This is a genomic window from Rhizobium atlanticum (assembly GCF_030182485.1).
Lineage (GTDB): Bacteria > Pseudomonadota > Alphaproteobacteria > Rhizobiales > Rhizobiaceae > Rhizobium.
Window position 1 is genome coordinate 254,948 of sequence record NZ_JAQJCJ010000001.1, and the last position, 17,129, is coordinate 272,076.

The following is a 17,129-nucleotide window of genomic DNA, read 5'->3' on the forward strand; positions in this document are numbered from 1 at the left end:
TATCATGGCAGTCGATTTCAAATATATCGTCGTCGGCCGCGGGCTGATGGGAGCCGCTGCCGCGCGGCATCTGGCGCGGCAGACGGATGGTGTCGCGGTGATCGGCCCGGACGAGCCTGGTGATCGCAAGGCGCATCAAGGCGTTTTCGCCAGCCATTACGACGAGGGGCGCATTACCCGCACAATCGATCCCGACCGCAACTGGGCGCTGCTCGCCAATCGCTCGATCGGTCGCTACCGGGAGATCGCGAACGAGAGCGGCATCGACTTCTATCGGGAGGCCGGCTGCGTCGTCGTCGCGCCTGATGGAAGCGATTATCTTGAAAGGACTCGGCAGGCCGCCGTTTCGCTCGGCGTCGAGACCAGGCTTCTGGACGTGGGCGGATTGAAGACTTCATTTCCCTTCTTTGCCTTTCCCGCCGGCAGTGCAGGTGTGTTCGAGGCGAGGGGCGCCGGACATATCAGTCCGCGCAAACTGGTGAATGCGCAATCACTGCTGGCAGAAAGGGCAGGCGCGACTGTCATCCGGGATCATGTGGTCTCGATCCGCGAGGAGGGCGGGCTGGCGACCGTCAACACTGCCGGAGGCCTCACCTATCGCGGTGAAAAGGTGCTGCTGGCGGCGGGGGGATTTTCCATTGCGGAGAATCTGTTGCCACGGCCAGTTGCCATGACGGTTTACGGCCGGACCGTCACGCTATTCCAGGTCGGCGAGGCTGATGCGCTCCGGCTTGGGGCGATGCCGTCACTCATTCTCGACGTGCCCGGCATCCACATCTATCTGCTGCCGCCGATCCGTTATCCCGATGGCAAACTCTACCTGAAGATCGGCGGCGATCCCGACGATCTGATTTTACACAACGACATCGAGATGCGGGCCTGGTTCAGGACCGAGGGGCGCGAGAGCGTGCGCTCGCATCTGCAGCGCATCGTCGCCGACCTCGTGCCTGATATGACGCCGCTGTCGATTTCGACGGCCGCCTGCGTCGTCTCGTTTACGGAAAGCAGCTATCCGATGATCGGCTATACCTCTTCGCCCAGGATTGCGGTGCTGACGGGCTGCGCCGGCACCTCGGCCAAGAGTTCGGACGAAATCGGCAGGCTCGGTGCGGAGCTGCTTTTGTCAGGCAGAATCAACGAACAGGGCTACTCCACGGATTTCACACCTAATTTCCGTTAAGCCTGTCCCCTATATTTCAGTAGCAATTACGGGCTCTCTCGTTTATGGGAGCCCTGCCAGTTGGCCGGGCAGCCGCGCTTTACCAATGCCGAAAGGCGGTAAGGTGAGGAAAGTCCGGGCTCCACGGAAACACGGTGCCGGATAACGTCCGGCGAGGGCGACCTCAGGGAAAGTGCCACAGAAAGCAAACCGCCTGTCATGACAGGTAAGGGTGAAAGGGTGGGGTAAGAGCCCACCGCATCTCCGGCAACGGATATGGCACGGTAAACCCCACCGGGAGCAAGACCGAATAGGGATGACGCGGCGGGCCGAAAGGCTCTCCGGCCGGTTTCCAGGCCAGTCATCCGGGTGGGTTGCGTGAGGCAGCGTGCGAGCGCTGCCCCAGAGGAATGGCTGCCACGTTCCGGTTCACGCCGGAGCCATACAGAACCCGGCTTACAGGCCAACTGGCGATTAACATCCGTGCTGCTGCAGGGCCGGGACTTCACCCTAAGCTGCTGAAACCAGCTGTTTTCAAGCTAATATTAACACACTTTCTGGCTGTTTGTTTGTGTCACGCTACCAATGCGCGCCATGCTGAAAATGACGCCGCTAACCCTTTGTTAAACTTAACAGCTTATAAATGTTTGATCACGCGTCCGTTGCAAAACGGGCGTATCCCATTGACGCCCATATGGTCCCATGCTATCCCAAATGCGCACTGCATCAGGGCAATCATTTGCCCATTCATCGCAAAGCAAAGGCGTCTTCCTTTCCGGATGCGTCGGGTGGGATTTGGCTCATCCGGCTTGCGAAGCTGTGCCTGATATTGGGACTTTCGGGCGTCTTTTTGTCCGGCTCCCTGCGGAAACGGATGTTTCGAGTCATGAGCCGCTTCCTTTCGAACGCGACCAACAGGATCGACGCCAAGGGCAGGGTTTCCGTGCCCTCGGCATTCCGTTCCGTGCTGGCGCAGCGCAACGTCCAGGAGCTCTACTGTTTCCAGGACTTTGTGTTTCCGGCGATCAGCGTCGGCGGCCCGGATCTTCTCGAAAGATTCGAGCGGCAGATTGCTGCGGAAGATCCGTTTTCGCCGGACGCGAACGCGATGTCGCTTCTGATCCACGGAGGCGGGGTCTTCATGAAGCTCGATGCCGAGGGGCGGCTAATGGTCACGGATTTCATCCGCGACTTCACCGGCGTCTCGGACGAAGTGACCTTCGTCGGTCGGGCGGATCATTTTCAGCTCTGGCAGCCGCAGGTATTCTTGGCTGCGCAGGCGCAGGCACGAGGGGAGCGCAAGCTGGCGGGCAAGCGTTCCTGAAGGAACGAGGGAACGGAATGGTGACGAATCCTGGCGGAGGTTCAGCTGATGCCGGTGGCGGACCGGTTCGTCACATTCCTGTTCTTCTCAATGAAGTCCTCGCGGCGCTCTCGCCCGCACCCGGCAAGCTGATTCTCGACGGTACATTCGGCGCGGGTGGTTATAGCGCGGCCATTCTTGCGGCCGGCGCCGAGGTGATCGCGCTCGATCGCGATCCCAGCGCAATTGCCGCAGGCCAGGCCATGGTTGCCGCCCATGCCGGTCGTCTCACGCTCATTCACTCGCAGTTCTCGAATCTCGCCGATTATGCGCCGCGGGGCGGGCTCGACGGCGTCGTGCTCGATATCGGCGTCTCTTCCATGCAGATCGATGAGCCCGAGCGCGGATTCTCCTTCCAGAAGAGCGGGCCGCTCGACATGCGCATGTCGGCAACAGGTGTTTCGGCCGCCGATGTCGTCAATCGCGCCAAGGTCGCGGATCTGATCCGCATCTTCCATTTTCTCGGTGAGGAAAACCAGGCGCCGCGAATCGCACATGCGATTGAGAAGCGGCGCGAGGAAAAGCCCTTCGAAACGACCCGCGATCTTGCCGGCCTCATTGAGCTGGTCACCCCGCGCAAGATGAAGGACAAGATCCATCCCGCGACGCGCGTCTTCCAGGCCTTGCGCATTTTCGTCAATGACGAGCTCGGGGAACTGGCGCAGGCATTGTTTGCGGCGGAACGAGCTCTGAAGCCCGGCGGCCGGCTCGTCGTCGTGACCTTTCATTCGCTTGAAGACCGCATCGTCAAGAAATTCTTCTCCGACCGCGCCGGCAAGGCGACGGGCTCGCGGCACCTGCCGGCCGCACATGAGCGGGCGGCGACCTTCACGGCGATCGGCAAGCCGATGGTTTCGGCGAGCGAGGCGGAGGCCGAAGCCAATCCGCGCGCCCGCTCCGCCAAGCTGCGCGCAGGCCTGCGGACGGAGGCGGCCGCCGAGGCGGCGGATATGTCGCTCTTCGGGTTTCCCAATCTTGCCTCTCTTGGAAAGCTCGGAGGTTGACATGCTGAAAACGTTCGATCTCGTGCTCATCGGCGTCATGACGGCGACTGCCGCCGTCACCTACACGATCAAGCATCGCGCCGAATTGAAGCTCGAGGAGGTTCATCGCCTCGAAGCCGAGATCAAACTCGAGAAGGACACAATCGATCTTCTCAAGGCCGATTGGGCGCTGCAATCGCAGCCGAACCGGCTGGAGCGGCTGGTCAACGCCTACAATGCGGAATTGCAGCTGCAGCCGACGGATTCGACGGCGCTCGTGCATGCGAAGGAGCTGCCGATGCTGAAATCCGAGGTTCCGGTACCCGACGTAACGGAGGCCAAAGCCGGTGCCAAGGGTGCGACCGTGGCCAGCGCCAAAGGCGCGACCGGCAAAGCGCAGCCCCCGCCGATGCCCGTGCCACGCGGCGCAGCACAGCAGCGAGACGCTGTCGAGCAGCGTGGTGTGGTGGCGGATGAAGCAGACGAGATCGAAACGGGGTCGGTGGAATAATGTCGTTTCTTTCCCGCATCATGGTCCTGAAGAGCCAGGCGCATTTCTCCGCCGGCGTCTATAACCGCTTCGGCGGCCCTTCTGCCGGCGTGGCCATCGAGGGGTCGCGCAAGAAGAAGACGGGGCAGGCAAAAAGCCGCGTAGGGCTGCTGATCCTTGGCTTCATGGGTCTCTATGTCGTCATCGGTGGCCGTCTGGTCGAATATGCCATGAAGGATCAGGAGGTCGTCTCCAGCATCCTGCCGCCCGACCGGCTGATGGCCTCGCGGCCCGACATTCTCGATCGCAACGGCGAGGTGCTGGCGACCGACATCCGAACGGTCTCGCTGTTTGCCGAGCCGAACAAGATCGTTGACGTCGACGAGGCGGTGGAGAAGCTTGCAACTGTTCTGCCGGAGCTCGACGTCAAGGACACCTACAAGAAGCTTTCCGTCAAGAGCTCGCATTTCGCCTGGCTGCGCCGGCAGCTGACGCCGAAGCAGCAGAGCCAGATCCTGGCGCTCGGCATTCCCGGCATCGGCTTCCGGCCGGAGAAGCGCCGCTTCTATCCCGGCGGCTCGACCGCGGCGCACATCCTCGGCTATGTCAACATCGACAACCGCGGCGTGGCCGGCATGGAGAAGTTTATCGACGACCAGGGGCTCGCCGATCTCGCCTCGGTCGGGATGACGAGCGACCAGCCGCTGGAGCCGGTGCGGCTGTCGATCGACCTGCGCGTGCAGAACATCGTTCGCGATGCGGTCGTCAACGCCGTCAACAATTTCCAGTCCAAGGGGGCCGGCGCGGCTGTTATCGACGTGCACACCGGGGAAGTGCTCGGCATGGCATCGGCCCCCGACTTCGATCCGAACAATCCGCAGGAGGGCGCCAAGGAAGGCTGGCTCAACCGGATGACGAACGGCACCTTCGAAATGGGGTCGACGTTCAAGACCTTCTCGCTGGCGATGGCGCTCGACAGCGGCAAGGTGAAGATGTCGGACACATTCGACGCCAGCAAGCCGATCTATATCGGCGGCTTCACCATCCATGACTTTCACGGGCAGCGCCGCTGGCTGACTGTTCCCGAAATCTTCCAGTATTCCTCGAACATCGGCACGGCGCGCGTGATCGATCTCGTCGGCATCGACTCGCAGAAGGATTATCTGACCAAACTCGGCCTGTTGACGAAGATGCAGACCGAGTTGCCGGAAGTGAAGATGCCGAGCCAGCCGCGTGTCTGGAAGAAAATTAATTCGATCACGATTTCCTTCGGTCACGGTGTTTCGACGACCGCGCTGCAGACGGGCGTGGCGGCGGCTGCTCTGGTGAACGGCGGCAAGCTGATCGAGCCGACATTCCTGCCGCGCACCCGCGAAGAGGCCGATCAGATCGCCAAGCAGGTGCTCAAGAAGTCGACCAGCGACGAAGTGCGCTACCTTCTGGATTTCAATGGCTACAAGGGGTCGGGGCGCGTCGCCCGCGTGCCGGGCTTTGCCGTCGGCAGCAAGACGGGTACGGCGGACAAGGTGGTGAACGGGCGTTATTCCTCGACGCTCAACTTCAACTCCTTCATCTCCGCCTTCCCGATCGATAATCCCCAATATGTCGTCATCACCTTCTGCGACGAGCCGAAAACAGGCGAAAAGCAATATGGTGGAACGATCTCCGCCGGTACTGCCGGCCCGATCGCTCGTGAGATCATCCGCCGCGCGGCTCCCATTCTCGGCATCGAGCCGAAATTTGGGGAGGGCGGTTCGGCCTTGCTGGTGTCTTATTGAGTGTGAATGAATACCGACGCCGATTCGCGAGGGGTGAACCGGCTTCAAGAGAGAAAAGTGCGTTCGATGAAATTGCGAGACCTGGCCGGAGATCAGTTTCCGGAACTTGAAGCACAGCTCGAAGGCCCGGCAGGCTTGCTTGATATCTCAGGCCTGTCTTCGGATAGCCGCAAGGTGGAACCGGGCATTGCTTTTGTCGCGGTCGCCGGCACCAAGGCGGATGGCGCGGGCTTCATCGCGGATGCCGCCGGCCGCGGGGCGGCCGTCGCGATCACCTCCCAGGCTGTCGATGCTCCCATCCCGGTGCTTGCGGTCAAAGAACCGCGCCGCTTTCTTTCCATCGCCGCCGCCCGCTTTTACGGCAGGCAGCCTGAAACTATGGTCGCCGTCACCGGCACGGCAGGCAAGACTTCGGTCGCCTCTTTTACCCGCCAGATCTGGGCACATGCCGGTCATGCAGCCGCGATGATCGGCACAACAGGTGTCGTTTCGCCGACGCGCAATGAATATGGCGCGCTGACGACGCCGGATCCGGTGTCGTTGCACAAACTACTGGCCGAGCTCGCCGACGAGGGTGTTACGCATGCCTCGATGGAGGCTTCCAGTCACGGCCTCGACCAGTGCCGTCTCGACGGTGTCAGGCTCGCCGCCGCAGCCTTCACCAATCTCGGCCGCGATCACATGGATTATCATCCCACGATCGAGGCCTACATGTCCGCCAAGATGCGGCTGTTCGATACGCTGCTGCCGAAGGGTGCGCCGGCGGTCGTCTTCGCGGACGATCCGTGGTCGGCGCAGGCCATCAAGGTGGCTGCCGATGCCGGTCATGACGTCCGCACCGTCGGGCGCAGGGGTCAATATCTGTCACTGAAACGCGTCGAGCATTTCCGCCACAAGCAGACGGCCGAGATCCATATCGGTGACGAGATCTTCGAGGTGGATATTCCACTGGCCGGCGATTTCCAGGTCGCCAATGCGCTGGTCGCGGCAGGCCTTGCCATGTCCACGGGGGTCGAGCCGAAGGTCGCGATGGCGGCGCTTGAAAAACTGGCCGGCGCGTCCGGCCGCCTCGAACTGGTCGGCCATACCAAAGATGGCGCACTCGCTTATGTCGATTATGCCCACAAGCCGGATGCGTTGGAAAATGTGCTGAATTCGGTGAGGCCCTTCACCACCGGCCGCGTCATCGTCGTCTTCGGCTGCGGCGGCGACCGCGACCGAGGCAAGCGGCCGATCATGGGTGAAATCGCCTGCCGCCTTGCCGATGTCGTGATCGTCACCGACGATAATCCGCGTTCGGAGGAGCCGGCTGCGATCCGGGCCGAGATCATGGCGGCAGCAGGTTGCGCCTCCGAGATCGGCGATCGCGCCTCGGCTATCCGTGAGGCGGTTGGCATGCTGAAATCCGGCGATACGCTGATCGTCGCCGGCAAGGGGCACGAGGAAGGGCAGACGATCGGGAGCGTCACACTGCCGTTCTCCGATCATGCGGAGGTGCGCAAGGCCTTGGAGGAACTGAAATCTTGAGCTGGCTCTGGACGACCGAGGACATGATTGCAGCAATGGCGGGGCGCCCTTTCGGCACTTTGCCCGAAGGCATCACCGGCATTTCCATCGACAGCCGCTCGATTACATCAGGCGAAGCGTTCTTCGCCATCAAGGGTGATCGTGTCGACGGTCACGACTATGCATCGATGGCGATGGCGAACGGCGCGTCGCTTCTCGTCGTCAGCGAGGCGAGGCTTCCTGCCCTCGGCCGCCTGACGGTACCGATGATCGTCGTCGACGACGTGCTGGCGGCACTCGGGCGTCTGGGGCAGGCTTCTCGCGAGCGCTCGCGGGCAAAGATCATCGCCGTCACCGGTTCCGTCGGCAAGACGACTACCAAGGAGATGCTGCGGCACGTGCTGTCGCCATCGGGCAAGGTGCACGCCTCCGTCGCTTCCTTCAACAATCACTGGGGCGTGCCGCTGACCCTGGCGCGGATGCCTGATGACACGGATTACGGCGTCTTCGAAGTCGGAATGAATCATCCCGGCGAGATCCGACCGCTGGTGGCCATGATCCGTCCCGATGTCGCCGTCATCACGACGATCGCACCGGCGCATCTCGGCAATTTCAAGAGCATAAAGGAGATCGCTGCCGCGAAAGCAGAGATCTTCGAGGGGCTCGAGCCCGGCGGCCATGTTGTGCTCAACCGGGACAATGACCAGTTCAATTTCCTCGATCGAACCGCGCAGTCGCTCGGCATCGAGCATATTCATTCCTTCGGCCAGCATGCCAAGGCGGAATTCCGGCTGGCGGAATTCAACGGTGCGGACGAGAATTCGACACTATGGCTGACGATCGGCGGGGAGACGCTGGAGGTGGCGATCGGTGCGCCGGGCCGTCATATCGCCGAAAATGCGCTCGCTGCTCTCGGTGTCGTCACGATCGTCGGCGTCGATCTGGACAAGGCGATTGCGGCACTTGCGACGCTGAAGCCGGAAAAGGGCAGGGGCAAACGCCACCGGCTGTCGATCGGCGGCGGTAACGGCAGCTTCACGCTGATCGACGAGAGCTACAATGCCAATCCCGCCTCTATGCGGGCGGCGATCGCGTTGCTCGCAGCTGCCGAGCCGACTGGGCGCGGACGCCGTATCGCCGTGCTCGGAGACATGCTCGAGATGGGCGAGTATGCCGAAAAGGTCCACAGCGATCTCGCCGGACCGCTGCTTGCGGCCGGCATCGAACATGTCTGGCTCGCAGGCGCCGAAATGGCTGCGCTGAAGGAATCACTGCCGGAAAGCGTCCACGTCCAGTATTGCGAAAAGACGGACGACATGACGGACTATGTCTTGAATTCGGTCGCTCCGGGCGACGTGTTGATGGTGAAATCGTCTCTGGGCATTGGTTTCGGCAAGATCGTCGCCGCGCTCCTTGACAAGTTCCCGCCATTTGCCGACACGCAACGCGAACTTTGATCGGGTAAACAAGGGGCCCTGAATGCTGATCTGGCTTGTCGAACTGTCGGAATATTTCAAATTTCTGAATCTGTTCAGATATATCACTTTCCGCACAGGGGCCGCTCTCTTCACCTCCGCATTGATCGTCTTCCTGTTTGGGCCGACGATCATCAATTCGCTGCGCATCCGCCAGGGCAAGGGCCAACCGATCCGCGCCGACGGGCCGCAGACGCATTTCAAGAAGGCCGGCACGCCGACCATGGGCGGCCTGATGATTCTTGCCGGCATCGTCGGCGCTTCGCTGCTCTGGGCCGATCTTTCCAACGTCTATGTCGTCGCCACGCTGCTGGTGACGCTGGGATTCGGGGCGATCGGCTTCTATGACGATTATCTCAAGGTGACCAAGCAGAGTCACAAGGGCTTCTCCGGCAAGGCGCGCCTCGGCATCGAGTTCGTCATTGCCGGTATCGCGGTCTATTTCATGATGCGCACGGCCCTTGCCTCCGGGGCAGCGGGCTCGACCTTTGGCTCTTCAATCGCCTTTCCATTCTTCAAGGACTTCCTGATCAATCTCGGCATCATGTTCGTCGTCTTCGGCGGATTCGTCATCGTCGGCGCCGGCAATGCCGTCAACCTGACGGATGGCCTCGATGGGCTTGCCATCGTACCTGTGATGATCGCCGCCGCCTCTTTCGGCGTCATCGCCTATCTGGCCGGCAACGTCGTGTTTGCGAACTACCTGCAGATCAATTTCGTGCCCGGTACCGGCGAGCTTGCCGTCGTGCTCGGCGCCGTCATCGGCGCCGGCCTTGGCTTCCTTTGGTTCAACGCGCCTCCCGCCGCCATCTTCATGGGCGATACCGGCTCGCTTGCCCTCGGCGGCACGATCGGCACAGTTGCCGTCGCCACCAAACATGAGATCGTCATGGCGATAATCGGTGGTCTTTTCGTCATGGAGACGCTGTCGGTCATTATCCAGGTGGGCTTTTTCAAGATGACCGGCCGGCGCGTCTTCCTGATGGCGCCGATCCATCATCACTTCGAGAAGAAGGGCTGGACCGAGAGCCAGGTGGTGATCCGTTTCTGGATCATTGCCGTCGGCCTCGCTCTGCTCGGCCTCTCGACGCTGAAACTCCGGTGAGGCGGCGATGATCCCGGTCACGACGCTCAAAGACAAGAAGGTCGCGCTCTTCGGGCTCGGCGGCTCCGGTTTTGCCACTGCCCGCGCGCTGGTCGCCGGCGGCGCCGAGGTGACGGCCTGGGACGACAATCCTGACAGCGTCGCCAAGGCCTCGGCGGAAGGCATCAAGACGGAGGATCTGCACAATATCGACTGGGGTCAGCAGGCGCTGTTCGTGCTGTCGCCCGGCGTGCCGCTCACCCATCCGAAGCCGCACTGGACAGTGGACCTTGCGCGGGCGGCCCGCGTCGACATCGTCGGCGACGTTGAGCTCTTCGTGCGCGAGCGCCGCGCCCATGCGCCGGATTGCCCCTTCATCGCCATAACAGGCACCAACGGCAAATCGACGACGACGGCGCTGATCGCCCACATACTGAAATCCGCAGGCTACGACACCCAGCTCGGCGGCAATATCGGCACGGCGGTGCTGACGCTCGATCCGCCGAAGGCGGGACGCTATTACGTCGTCGAATGCTCTTCCTACCAGATCGATCTGGCGCCGACGCTGAACCCTTCCGCGGGCATCCTGCTCAATCTGACGCCCGATCATCTCGACCGTCACGGCACGATGCAGCACTACGCCGACGTCAAGGAACGCCTGGTTGCGGGCAGCGATGTCGCGATTGTTGGCATCGACGACAGCCATTCGGCATTGATTGCGGACCGCATCGAGCGGGCTAATGTCAAAGTGGTCCGCATCTCGCGCCGGAGTGTGGTGGCTGACGGTATTTATGCCGAGGGCACCAAGCTCGTTCAGGCCGCTGGCGGCGCCATGCTGCCTTTCACCGATCTCGACGGCATCCAGACGCTGCGTGGCAGCCACAATGCGCAGAATGCCGCCGCGGCCGTTGCCGCCTGCCTTGCCATCGGGGTTTCCGCCGACGCCATCCGCGCCGGCCTTGCCTCCTTCCCCGGCCTTAAGCATCGTATGCAGCCTGTGGGCAAACGAGGCCGCGTCGTCTTCGTCAACGATTCGAAGGCGACGAATGCCGATGCGGCCGCACCGGCGCTTTCAAGCTACGATCGCATCTACTGGATTGCCGGCGGCTTGCCGAAGGCGGGCGGCATCACGACGCTGGCGCCCTATTTCCCGCGCATCGCCAAGGCCTATCTGATCGGCGAGGCGGCGGCGGAGTTCGCCGCCACCCTCGGCGAGGCCGTGCCCTACGAGATCTCCGGCACGCTGGAGCGCGCAGTCGTACATGCGGCGGCCGACGCGGAGCGCGACGAAGCTGCTGCTTCCGCCGTGATGCTATCCCCGGCTTGCGCAAGCTTCGACCAGTATAAGAATTTCGAAGTCAGGGGCGATGCCTTCGTCAGCCATGTGGCCGCCCTTGACGGAATGACGATGCTGATCGATCCGGCAATAGGAGAGAAATGACATGGTAAGCCGCGCGGAACGTGGGCCTCTGGCCGATTGGTTCTGGACCATCGACCGCTTCTTCCTGGCGATGTTCATCTTCCTGATGGGCATCGGCTTCATGCTGTCGTTTGCGGCATCTCCAGCTGTTGCCGAGCGCATCGGGCTCGAACCCTTCCATTTCGTCAAGCGTCATGCGGCCTTCATGATCCCCTCGATCGCCGTCATGCTCGGGCTGTCCTTCCTGACGCCGCGCCAGGTGCGGCGAACCGCAATCCTGCTCCTGATCATCTCGCTTGCGATGATGGTGCTGGTGCTGTTCGTCGGCCAGGAGGTCAAGGGCGGCAGGCGCTGGATCTGGATCGCCGGCCTTTCGATCCAGCCGTCGGAATTCATGAAGCCCGCTTTCGTCGTCGTCTGCGCCTGGCTGTTTGCCGAGCATGCGCGTCAGCCTGAAATCCCCGGCAATCTTTTTGCCATTATCTTGTTCGGCATTGTCGCCGCGCTGCTCGTTGCGCAGCCCGACCTCGGCCAGACCATCCTGACGACCGCCGTCTGGGGTGGCATGTTCTTCATGGCCGGCATGCCTTGGATCTGGATCATGCTGCTCGGCATCGGCGGCGCCGGCGGTCTGCTCGGCGCCTACTACGTCTTTCCGCACGTTGCGCTGCGCATAGACAAGTTCATGACCGGCGAGGGCGACACGTTCCAGATCGACACGGCCCGTGAGGCGATCATCCGCGGCAGCTGGTTTGGTCAGGGACCGGGCGAGGGCATTGTGAAGCGCATCATCCCGGACGCGCATACCGACTTTATCTTCTCCGTCGCTGCCGAGGAATTCGGCATCGTCTTCTGCATGGCGCTCGTCGCGCTGTTTTCCGTGCTGGTGCTGCGCGGCCTGTCGCATGCCTATCGCGAGCGCAACGATTTCAACCGTTTTGCCGTCGCCGGTCTCGTGCTGCAGATGGGCATCCAGTCGATCATCAACATCGGCGTCAATCTCGAGCTGCTGCCGGCAAAGGGCATGACGCTGCCGCTTATCTCCTACGGCGGCTCGTCCATGGTGGCGATCTGCGTCACCGCCGGCTTTATTCTGGCGCTGACGCGCCATCGCCCGGAAAAACGTGCGCAGGACCGGAGCCTCTTCCGCGTCCCGCACGGAATGCCCGCGGAGTAAGAGGTCATGAGCAAAGGCATCGTGCTGCTTGCCGCCGGGGGGACCGGCGGCCACGTGTTCCCGGCGGAGGCGCTGGCCTTCAAGCTGAAGGAGCGTGGTTATTCGGTGCATCTCGTCACCGACAGCCGAGCCGAACGTTATGCCGGCAAGTTCCCGGCCGAGCAGATCCATGTCGTGCCGTCGGCGACGATCGGCTCGAGGAACCCGGTCGCCGTCGCCCGCTCGCTATGGACGCTGTGGAGCGGCATGCGAGCGGCCAAAAGGCTGATCCAGCGGCTGAAGCCGGTGATTGTCGTCGGCTTCGGCGGTTACCCAACCGTGCCGCCGCTGCTGGCCGCCACGCGGCTCGGCGTTGCCTCGATGCTGCATGAGCAGAATGCGGTCATGGGCCGGGCAAACAAGGCGCTGGCTCCGCGCGTCAAGGCGATTGCCGGCGGCTTTCTGCCGGAAAGCGGCGATGCTTTTTCCGAGAAGACGGTTGCAACAGGCAATCCCGTGCGCCCGGCGATCCTTGCTGCGGCCGAGCAGCCCTACCTGCCCTCGCATCCCGGCGAGCCGTTCAATCTTGTGGTCTTCGGCGGCAGCCAGGGCGCGCAGTATTTTTCCAAGGCCATGCCGACGGCGATCAGCCTGCTCGACGACGGCCTGCGCGCACGGCTCAGGGTGACTCAGCAAGTGCGCCCTGAGGATATGGAGATGGTCAGCGGCTGCGTCGCCAAGCTGGAGATGGGAGCCGATATCGCGGCATTTTTCAACGATATGGCGGAACGCCTTGCCCGGGCACATCTGGTGATCTGCCGCTCCGGCGCCTCCACGGTCTCGGAAATCTCCGTCATCGGACGCCCGGCCATTCTGGTGCCTTATCCGCATGCGCTCGACCATGATCAGGCGGCAAACGCCGCCGCGCTGGCTGCGACCGGAGGAGCGAAGGTGATCCCTCAGTCGGAGCTTTCGCCTGAACGCATCGCCTCTATACTGAGCCATGTGATGAACGATCCGGACAAGCTTTCGCACATGGCGGCGGCGGCCAAGCTCGCCGGAAAACCGGATGCGGCGAACTTGCTTGCCGACATGGTTGAGGCTATTGCCGCCGGCAAGACAGTCTCGGAATTCAAGAGGACACGCGCATGAAACTGCCGAAGGCGATCGGTCTCGTCCATTTCATCGGCATTGGCGGCATCGGCATGAGCGGCATTGCCGAAGTGCTGCACAATCTCGGCCACAAAGTGCAGGGATCGGATCAATCAGACAGCGCCAATGTGCAGCGCCTGCGCGACAAAGGCATTGAGGTCTTCGTCGGCCATCGCGCCGAAAATCTGGGCGATGCCGAAGTCGTCGTCGTTTCGACGGCGATCAAGAAGAGCAATCCGGAACTCATCGCCGCGCGTGAAAAGCTGCTGCCGGTGGTGCGCCGCGCCGAAATGCTTGCCGAGCTGATGCGCTTCCGCAATGCGATCGCCATCGGCGGCACGCACGGCAAGACGACGACCACCTCGCTGGTCGCCACCCTGCTCGAGGCTGGCGGGCTCGATCCGACAGTCATCAATGGCGGCATCATCAACGCCTACGGCACCAATGCCCGCATGGGCGAGGGCGAGTGGATGGTGGTCGAGGCCGACGAATCCGACGGCACCTTCCTGAAGCTGCCCGCCGATGTCGCCGTCATCACCAATATCGATCCCGAACATCTCGACCATTACGGCAGTTTCGACGCCGTGCGCGCCGCCTTCCGGCAGTTCGTCGAAAACGTGCCGTTCTACGGCTTCGGCGTCATGTGCCTTGATCATCCCGAGGTGCAGTCGCTGGTCGGCCGCATCGAGGACCGCAAAATCATCACTTATGGCGAGAACCCGCAGGCCGACGTGCGTTTCAAGAATGTGCGCATCGACGGCACGCGCTCTATTTTCGACGTCGAGATCCGCCGCCGCCGCACCGGCCAGAGGACCGAGCTCAAGGGGCTGGTCATGCCGATGCCCGGCCGCCACAATATATCGAACGCCACGGCGGCGATCGCGGTCGCCAACCGGCTCGGCATATCGAGCGAGGCTATCGCCAAGGGGCTTGCCTCCTTCGGCGGCGTCAAGCGCCGCTTCACGCTGACCGGCGAATGGAACGGCGTGCAGATCTTCGACGATTACGGCCACCATCCAGTCGAGATCAAGGCGGTGCTGAAGGCGGCCCGCGAGGCCTGCAAGGGGCGCATCATCGCCGTCCATCAGCCGCACCGTTACACGCGTCTCGCCAGCCTGTTCGAGGAATTCGCCGCCTGCTTCAACGACGCCGACAGCATCTTCCTTGCGCCCGTTTATGCGGCGGGCGAGGATGCGATCGAAGGTATCGACTCGATATCGCTCGTCTCGCGCATCAAATCCGGCGGCCATCGCGACGCCCGCTTCCTCGCTTCGGCGGAGCTTCTGCCGCAAATGGTTGCGGAGGTTGCAAAGCCTGGCGATTTCGTGGTTCTGTTGGGGGCTGGGAGCATCACATCATGGGCAGCAGCACTGCCCAAGCAACTGGAAGGCCTATCGGGAAAGTCCGCATGAAACAGGTGAATGGGGAAAAGCTTCTCGCGTCTCTCGGAGACGGTGTAAAGGATATCCGCGGCCGGATCACGCCGGATGCCCCCATGGATCGCGTCACCTGGTTCAGGGCCGGGGGGCTGGCCGAACTGATGTTCCAGCCGCATGACGTCGACGATCTCATTGCCTTCCTGAAGATATTGCCGGAAGAGGTGCCGCTGACGGTGGTCGGCGTTGGCTCCAATATCCTGGTGCGCGACGGCGGCATTCCCGGCGTGGTGCTGCGCCTGTCGGCCAAGGGCTTCGGCTTCGTCGAACTGGCCGGTGAAAACCGCATCCTTGCCGGCGCCATCTGCCCGGACAAGCATGTCGCGGCGATGGCGATGGACAATGGCATCGGCGGCTTTCATTTCTTCTATGGCATACCCGGCGGCATCGGCGGCGCGGCGCGCATGAATGCCGGCGCGAACGGCGTCGAGACGCGTGAGCGGCTGATCGAGGTTAACGCCGTCGACCGCAAGGGCAACAAGCATGTGCTTTCCAATGCAGAGATGGGCTATTCCTACCGGCATTCAAAGGCACCCGCCGATCTGATCTTCACTTCGGTGCTGTTCGAGGGCTATCCGGAAGACCGCGCCCAGATTCGCGCCGAAATGGACGCTGTGCGCAATCACCGCGAGACGGTGCAGCCGGTGCGTGAGAAAACCGGCGGCTCGACCTTCAAGAACCCGCCGGGCCATTCGGCCTGGAAGCTGATCGATGAGGCAGGCTGCCGCGGCCTCGTGATCGGCGGCGCACAGATGTCGTCGCTTCACTGCAACTTCATGATCAACATGGGCCAGGCGACGGGCTACGATCTCGAATATCTCGGAGAGCAGGTGCGCCGTGAGGTCTTCGAGAAAGACGGCATCAAGCTCGAATGGGAGATCAAGCGCCTCGGCGTCTTCATGCCCGGTCGGGAAGTGCGCCCGTTCCAGGGCGTGACGAGCGAATAAGCTATTCTACTGCCTGTTTGAGGCCTTCGCGCGGGGTGACGACGGGTGACCAGCCGAGAACGTCGCGCGCTCGGGATATGTCGACCTGCAGCGAACCACAGAGGCGCTGATAGACGGCTTCCTTCCCGAGTGCCTTTGCCGCCATGTGCAGCAGTGCAGGCGGGAGGGGGGCCAGCATCGGCTTGACGCCCATCCCCGCGGCAATTCCCCTGATGAGATCAGGCGTCGAGAGGTCCTCGCCATCTCCAGCAAGGAAAGTCTCGCCCGCAGCGGCGGGATGGTCCATGCAGGCGATGATCAGATCGACGAGATTTTGCACTGCGACCAATGTGCGGCGGTTCTTTAGCGAAGCGAAGGGGAGCGGCAATTTCCTGCGGACAAGATTGACGAGCAGCGCGAAGTTGCCGCGTGCGCCGGGACCATAAACCAGCGGCGGGCGGATGATGACGACTTCCATGCCGGTGCGCGCTGCGATTTCGCGCAGGCCGATTTCGCATTCCAGTTTCGAAATGCCGTAGGGATCGATTGGGTTCGGCCTGTCGTCGTGCCGGAACGGCCGGTCGGTCTCTTCTCCGTTGACCTTGATGGTGCTGATGAAGACGAACCTCTGCACGCCGGCGTGGGCGGCTTGTTCGGCGAGATTGAGCGCGGCGGCGGTGTTGACCCGGCGGAACTCCGCTAGCGGATCGGCTGCGCGGTCGTTCATGATGTGAACGCGGGCGGCGAGATGGACGATGACGTCGACGCCTTCAAGCGCGGCTGTCCAATCGGTTCCGTCGGTAATTTCAATCGGAAAATGCGCTACCTCAGGCGGAAAGGGAGAGGCCTGGGATCTCGTGGTCGCCACGAGCTCGCAAGTCTTGTCTATGTGCAGTCGTTTGACAAGCGGACTACCGACGAAGCCGGCTGCGCCGGTGACGAGGCATCGCATGATTTTCTCCCTGCTCACCCATGCGTCTTCGCTAGCCGGAAGTGATATCGGCATCAATAGAAAAGCGGTGACCGCGCCGAGACCCTTTGCATTAATCAAATCGAGTCGCTGGCCGCCGCCTCACTGTTGCCGGTATCCGGCTGAGAGATGACACCCGATTCTGTTGACTGATTCCATCGCGACTGAGCGCAATTGGGTATGTCGTTGAATGAATGGGCTTTTTCGATTCCGCTCGGGTTCAGTTCCCGG

Annotated in this window: 14 protein-coding genes and 1 other RNA gene; 14 read left to right on the forward strand and 1 reads right to left on the reverse strand. The window is 62.2% G+C overall.

Going from position 1 to position 17,129, the window contains the following annotated elements; translation table 11 throughout:
* Window positions 1–4: 4 nt before the first annotated feature.
* The 14 genes from PH551_RS01230 (at window position 5) to murB (ending at window position 15,949) form a co-directional block, all read left to right on the forward strand.
* Complete coding sequence (locus tag PH551_RS01230) at window positions 5–1,180, forward strand: NAD(P)/FAD-dependent oxidoreductase (RefSeq protein ID WP_285191545.1); 1,176 nt, start codon at window positions 5–7, stop codon at window positions 1,178–1,180.
* Between the two features lie 56 nt (window positions 1,181–1,236).
* Window positions 1,237–1,634, forward strand: an RNA gene (gene rnpB / locus PH551_RS01235) — RNase P RNA component class A.
* A 411-nt stretch (window positions 1,635–2,045) separates the two neighbouring features.
* Window positions 2,046–2,483: a division/cell wall cluster transcriptional repressor MraZ gene (mraZ, locus tag PH551_RS01240; RefSeq protein WP_221112217.1), complete on the forward strand. Its 438-nt coding sequence runs from the start codon at window positions 2,046–2,048 to the stop codon at window positions 2,481–2,483.
* Between the two features lie 17 nt (window positions 2,484–2,500).
* Window positions 2,501–3,526: a 16S rRNA (cytosine(1402)-N(4))-methyltransferase RsmH gene (rsmH, locus tag PH551_RS01245; protein ID WP_285191546.1), complete on the forward strand. Its 1,026-nt coding sequence runs from the start codon at window positions 2,501–2,503 to the stop codon at window positions 3,524–3,526.
* A gap of 1 nt (window position 3,527) precedes the next feature.
* Window positions 3,528–4,016, forward strand: a complete 489-nt coding sequence (ftsL, locus tag PH551_RS01250; RefSeq protein ID WP_085778784.1) for a cell division protein FtsL — start codon at window positions 3,528–3,530, stop codon at window positions 4,014–4,016.
* On the forward strand, window positions 4,016–5,773 hold the full coding sequence (locus tag PH551_RS01255) for a peptidoglycan D,D-transpeptidase FtsI family protein (RefSeq protein ID WP_097597955.1): 1,758 nt from the start codon (window positions 4,016–4,018) through the stop codon (window positions 5,771–5,773). Before ftsL ends, PH551_RS01255 begins: the two co-directional genes overlap by 1 nt.
* Window positions 5,774–5,779: 6 nt before the next feature.
* A complete protein-coding gene (locus PH551_RS01260) occupies window positions 5,780–7,300 on the forward strand; it encodes a UDP-N-acetylmuramoyl-L-alanyl-D-glutamate--2,6-diaminopimelate ligase (protein ID WP_285191547.1) in 1,521 nt (506 codons plus the stop codon).
* Complete coding sequence (locus PH551_RS01265; RefSeq protein ID WP_285191548.1) at window positions 7,297–8,736, forward strand: UDP-N-acetylmuramoylalanyl-D-glutamyl-2,6-diaminopimelate--D-alanyl-D-alanine ligase; 1,440 nt, start codon at window positions 7,297–7,299, stop codon at window positions 8,734–8,736. The genes PH551_RS01260 and PH551_RS01265 overlap by 4 nt, the downstream gene beginning before the upstream one ends.
* 22 nt (window positions 8,737–8,758) lie before the next feature.
* Window positions 8,759–9,859, forward strand: coding sequence for a phospho-N-acetylmuramoyl-pentapeptide-transferase (mraY, locus tag PH551_RS01270; RefSeq protein ID WP_085778781.1), 1,101 nt, complete (start codon window positions 8,759–8,761; stop codon window positions 9,857–9,859).
* Between the two features lie 7 nt (window positions 9,860–9,866).
* Window positions 9,867–11,279, forward strand: coding sequence for a UDP-N-acetylmuramoyl-L-alanine--D-glutamate ligase (gene murD, locus PH551_RS01275; protein ID WP_285191549.1), 1,413 nt, complete (start codon window positions 9,867–9,869; stop codon window positions 11,277–11,279).
* Window position 11,280: 1 nt separating this feature from the next.
* Window positions 11,281–12,435 carry a putative lipid II flippase FtsW gene (gene ftsW / locus PH551_RS01280; RefSeq protein ID WP_085778779.1) on the forward strand — a complete coding sequence of 385 codons (1,155 nt, stop codon included), beginning with the start codon at window positions 11,281–11,283 and terminating at the stop codon, window positions 12,433–12,435.
* A 6-nt stretch (window positions 12,436–12,441) separates the two neighbouring features.
* The gene (gene murG, locus PH551_RS01285; protein WP_285191550.1) at window positions 12,442–13,566 is read left to right on the forward strand and encodes an undecaprenyldiphospho-muramoylpentapeptide beta-N-acetylglucosaminyltransferase; all 1,125 of its coding nucleotides are present in this window, start codon (window positions 12,442–12,444) and stop codon (window positions 13,564–13,566) included.
* On the forward strand, window positions 13,563–14,978 hold the full coding sequence (murC, locus tag PH551_RS01290; protein ID WP_183701716.1) for a UDP-N-acetylmuramate--L-alanine ligase: 1,416 nt from the start codon (window positions 13,563–13,565) through the stop codon (window positions 14,976–14,978). The genes murG and murC overlap by 4 nt, the downstream gene beginning before the upstream one ends.
* Window positions 14,975–15,949, forward strand: coding sequence for a UDP-N-acetylmuramate dehydrogenase (gene murB / locus PH551_RS01295; RefSeq protein WP_064810823.1), 975 nt, complete (start codon window positions 14,975–14,977; stop codon window positions 15,947–15,949). Before murC ends, murB begins: the two co-directional genes overlap by 4 nt.
* 1 nt (window position 15,950) lies before the next feature.
* Here murB and PH551_RS01300 read toward each other — a convergent pair whose 3' ends face one another.
* Window positions 15,951–16,880 (reverse strand): UDP-glucose 4-epimerase family protein, encoded by a 930-nt coding sequence (locus tag PH551_RS01300; protein WP_285191551.1) that lies wholly within the window; start codon window positions 16,878–16,880, stop codon window positions 15,951–15,953.
* Between the last annotated feature and the right edge of the window lie 249 nt (window positions 16,881–17,129).

Bases quoted from the DNA above. Each gene is read 5' to 3' on its own strand.
- mraY (WP_085778781.1), top strand. From the start codon at position 8,759: ATGCTGATCTGGCTTGTCGAACTGTCGGAATATTTCAAATTTCTGAAT.
- PH551_RS01230 (WP_285191545.1), top strand. From the start codon at position 5: ATGGCAGTCGATTTCAAATATATCGTCGTCGGCCGCGGGCTGATGGGA.
- rsmH (WP_285191546.1), top strand. From the start codon at position 2,501: ATGGTGACGAATCCTGGCGGAGGTTCAGCTGATGCCGGTGGCGGACCG.
- murC (WP_183701716.1), top strand. From the start codon at position 13,563: ATGAAACTGCCGAAGGCGATCGGTCTCGTCCATTTCATCGGCATTGGC.
- PH551_RS01300 (WP_285191551.1), bottom strand. From the start codon at position 16,880: ATGCGATGCCTCGTCACCGGCGCAGCCGGCTTCGTCGGTAGTCCGCTT.
- PH551_RS01260 (WP_285191547.1), top strand. From the start codon at position 5,780: ATGAATACCGACGCCGATTCGCGAGGGGTGAACCGGCTTCAAGAGAGA.
- murB (WP_064810823.1), top strand. From the start codon at position 14,975: ATGAAACAGGTGAATGGGGAAAAGCTTCTCGCGTCTCTCGGAGACGGT.
- PH551_RS01255 (WP_097597955.1), top strand. From the start codon at position 4,016: ATGTCGTTTCTTTCCCGCATCATGGTCCTGAAGAGCCAGGCGCATTTC.
- mraZ (WP_221112217.1), top strand. From the start codon at position 2,046: ATGAGCCGCTTCCTTTCGAACGCGACCAACAGGATCGACGCCAAGGGC.
- ftsL (WP_085778784.1), top strand. From the start codon at position 3,528: ATGCTGAAAACGTTCGATCTCGTGCTCATCGGCGTCATGACGGCGACT.
- murG (WP_285191550.1), top strand. From the start codon at position 12,442: ATGAGCAAAGGCATCGTGCTGCTTGCCGCCGGGGGGACCGGCGGCCAC.
- murD (WP_285191549.1), top strand. From the start codon at position 9,867: ATGATCCCGGTCACGACGCTCAAAGACAAGAAGGTCGCGCTCTTCGGG.
- ftsW (WP_085778779.1), top strand. From the start codon at position 11,281: ATGGTAAGCCGCGCGGAACGTGGGCCTCTGGCCGATTGGTTCTGGACC.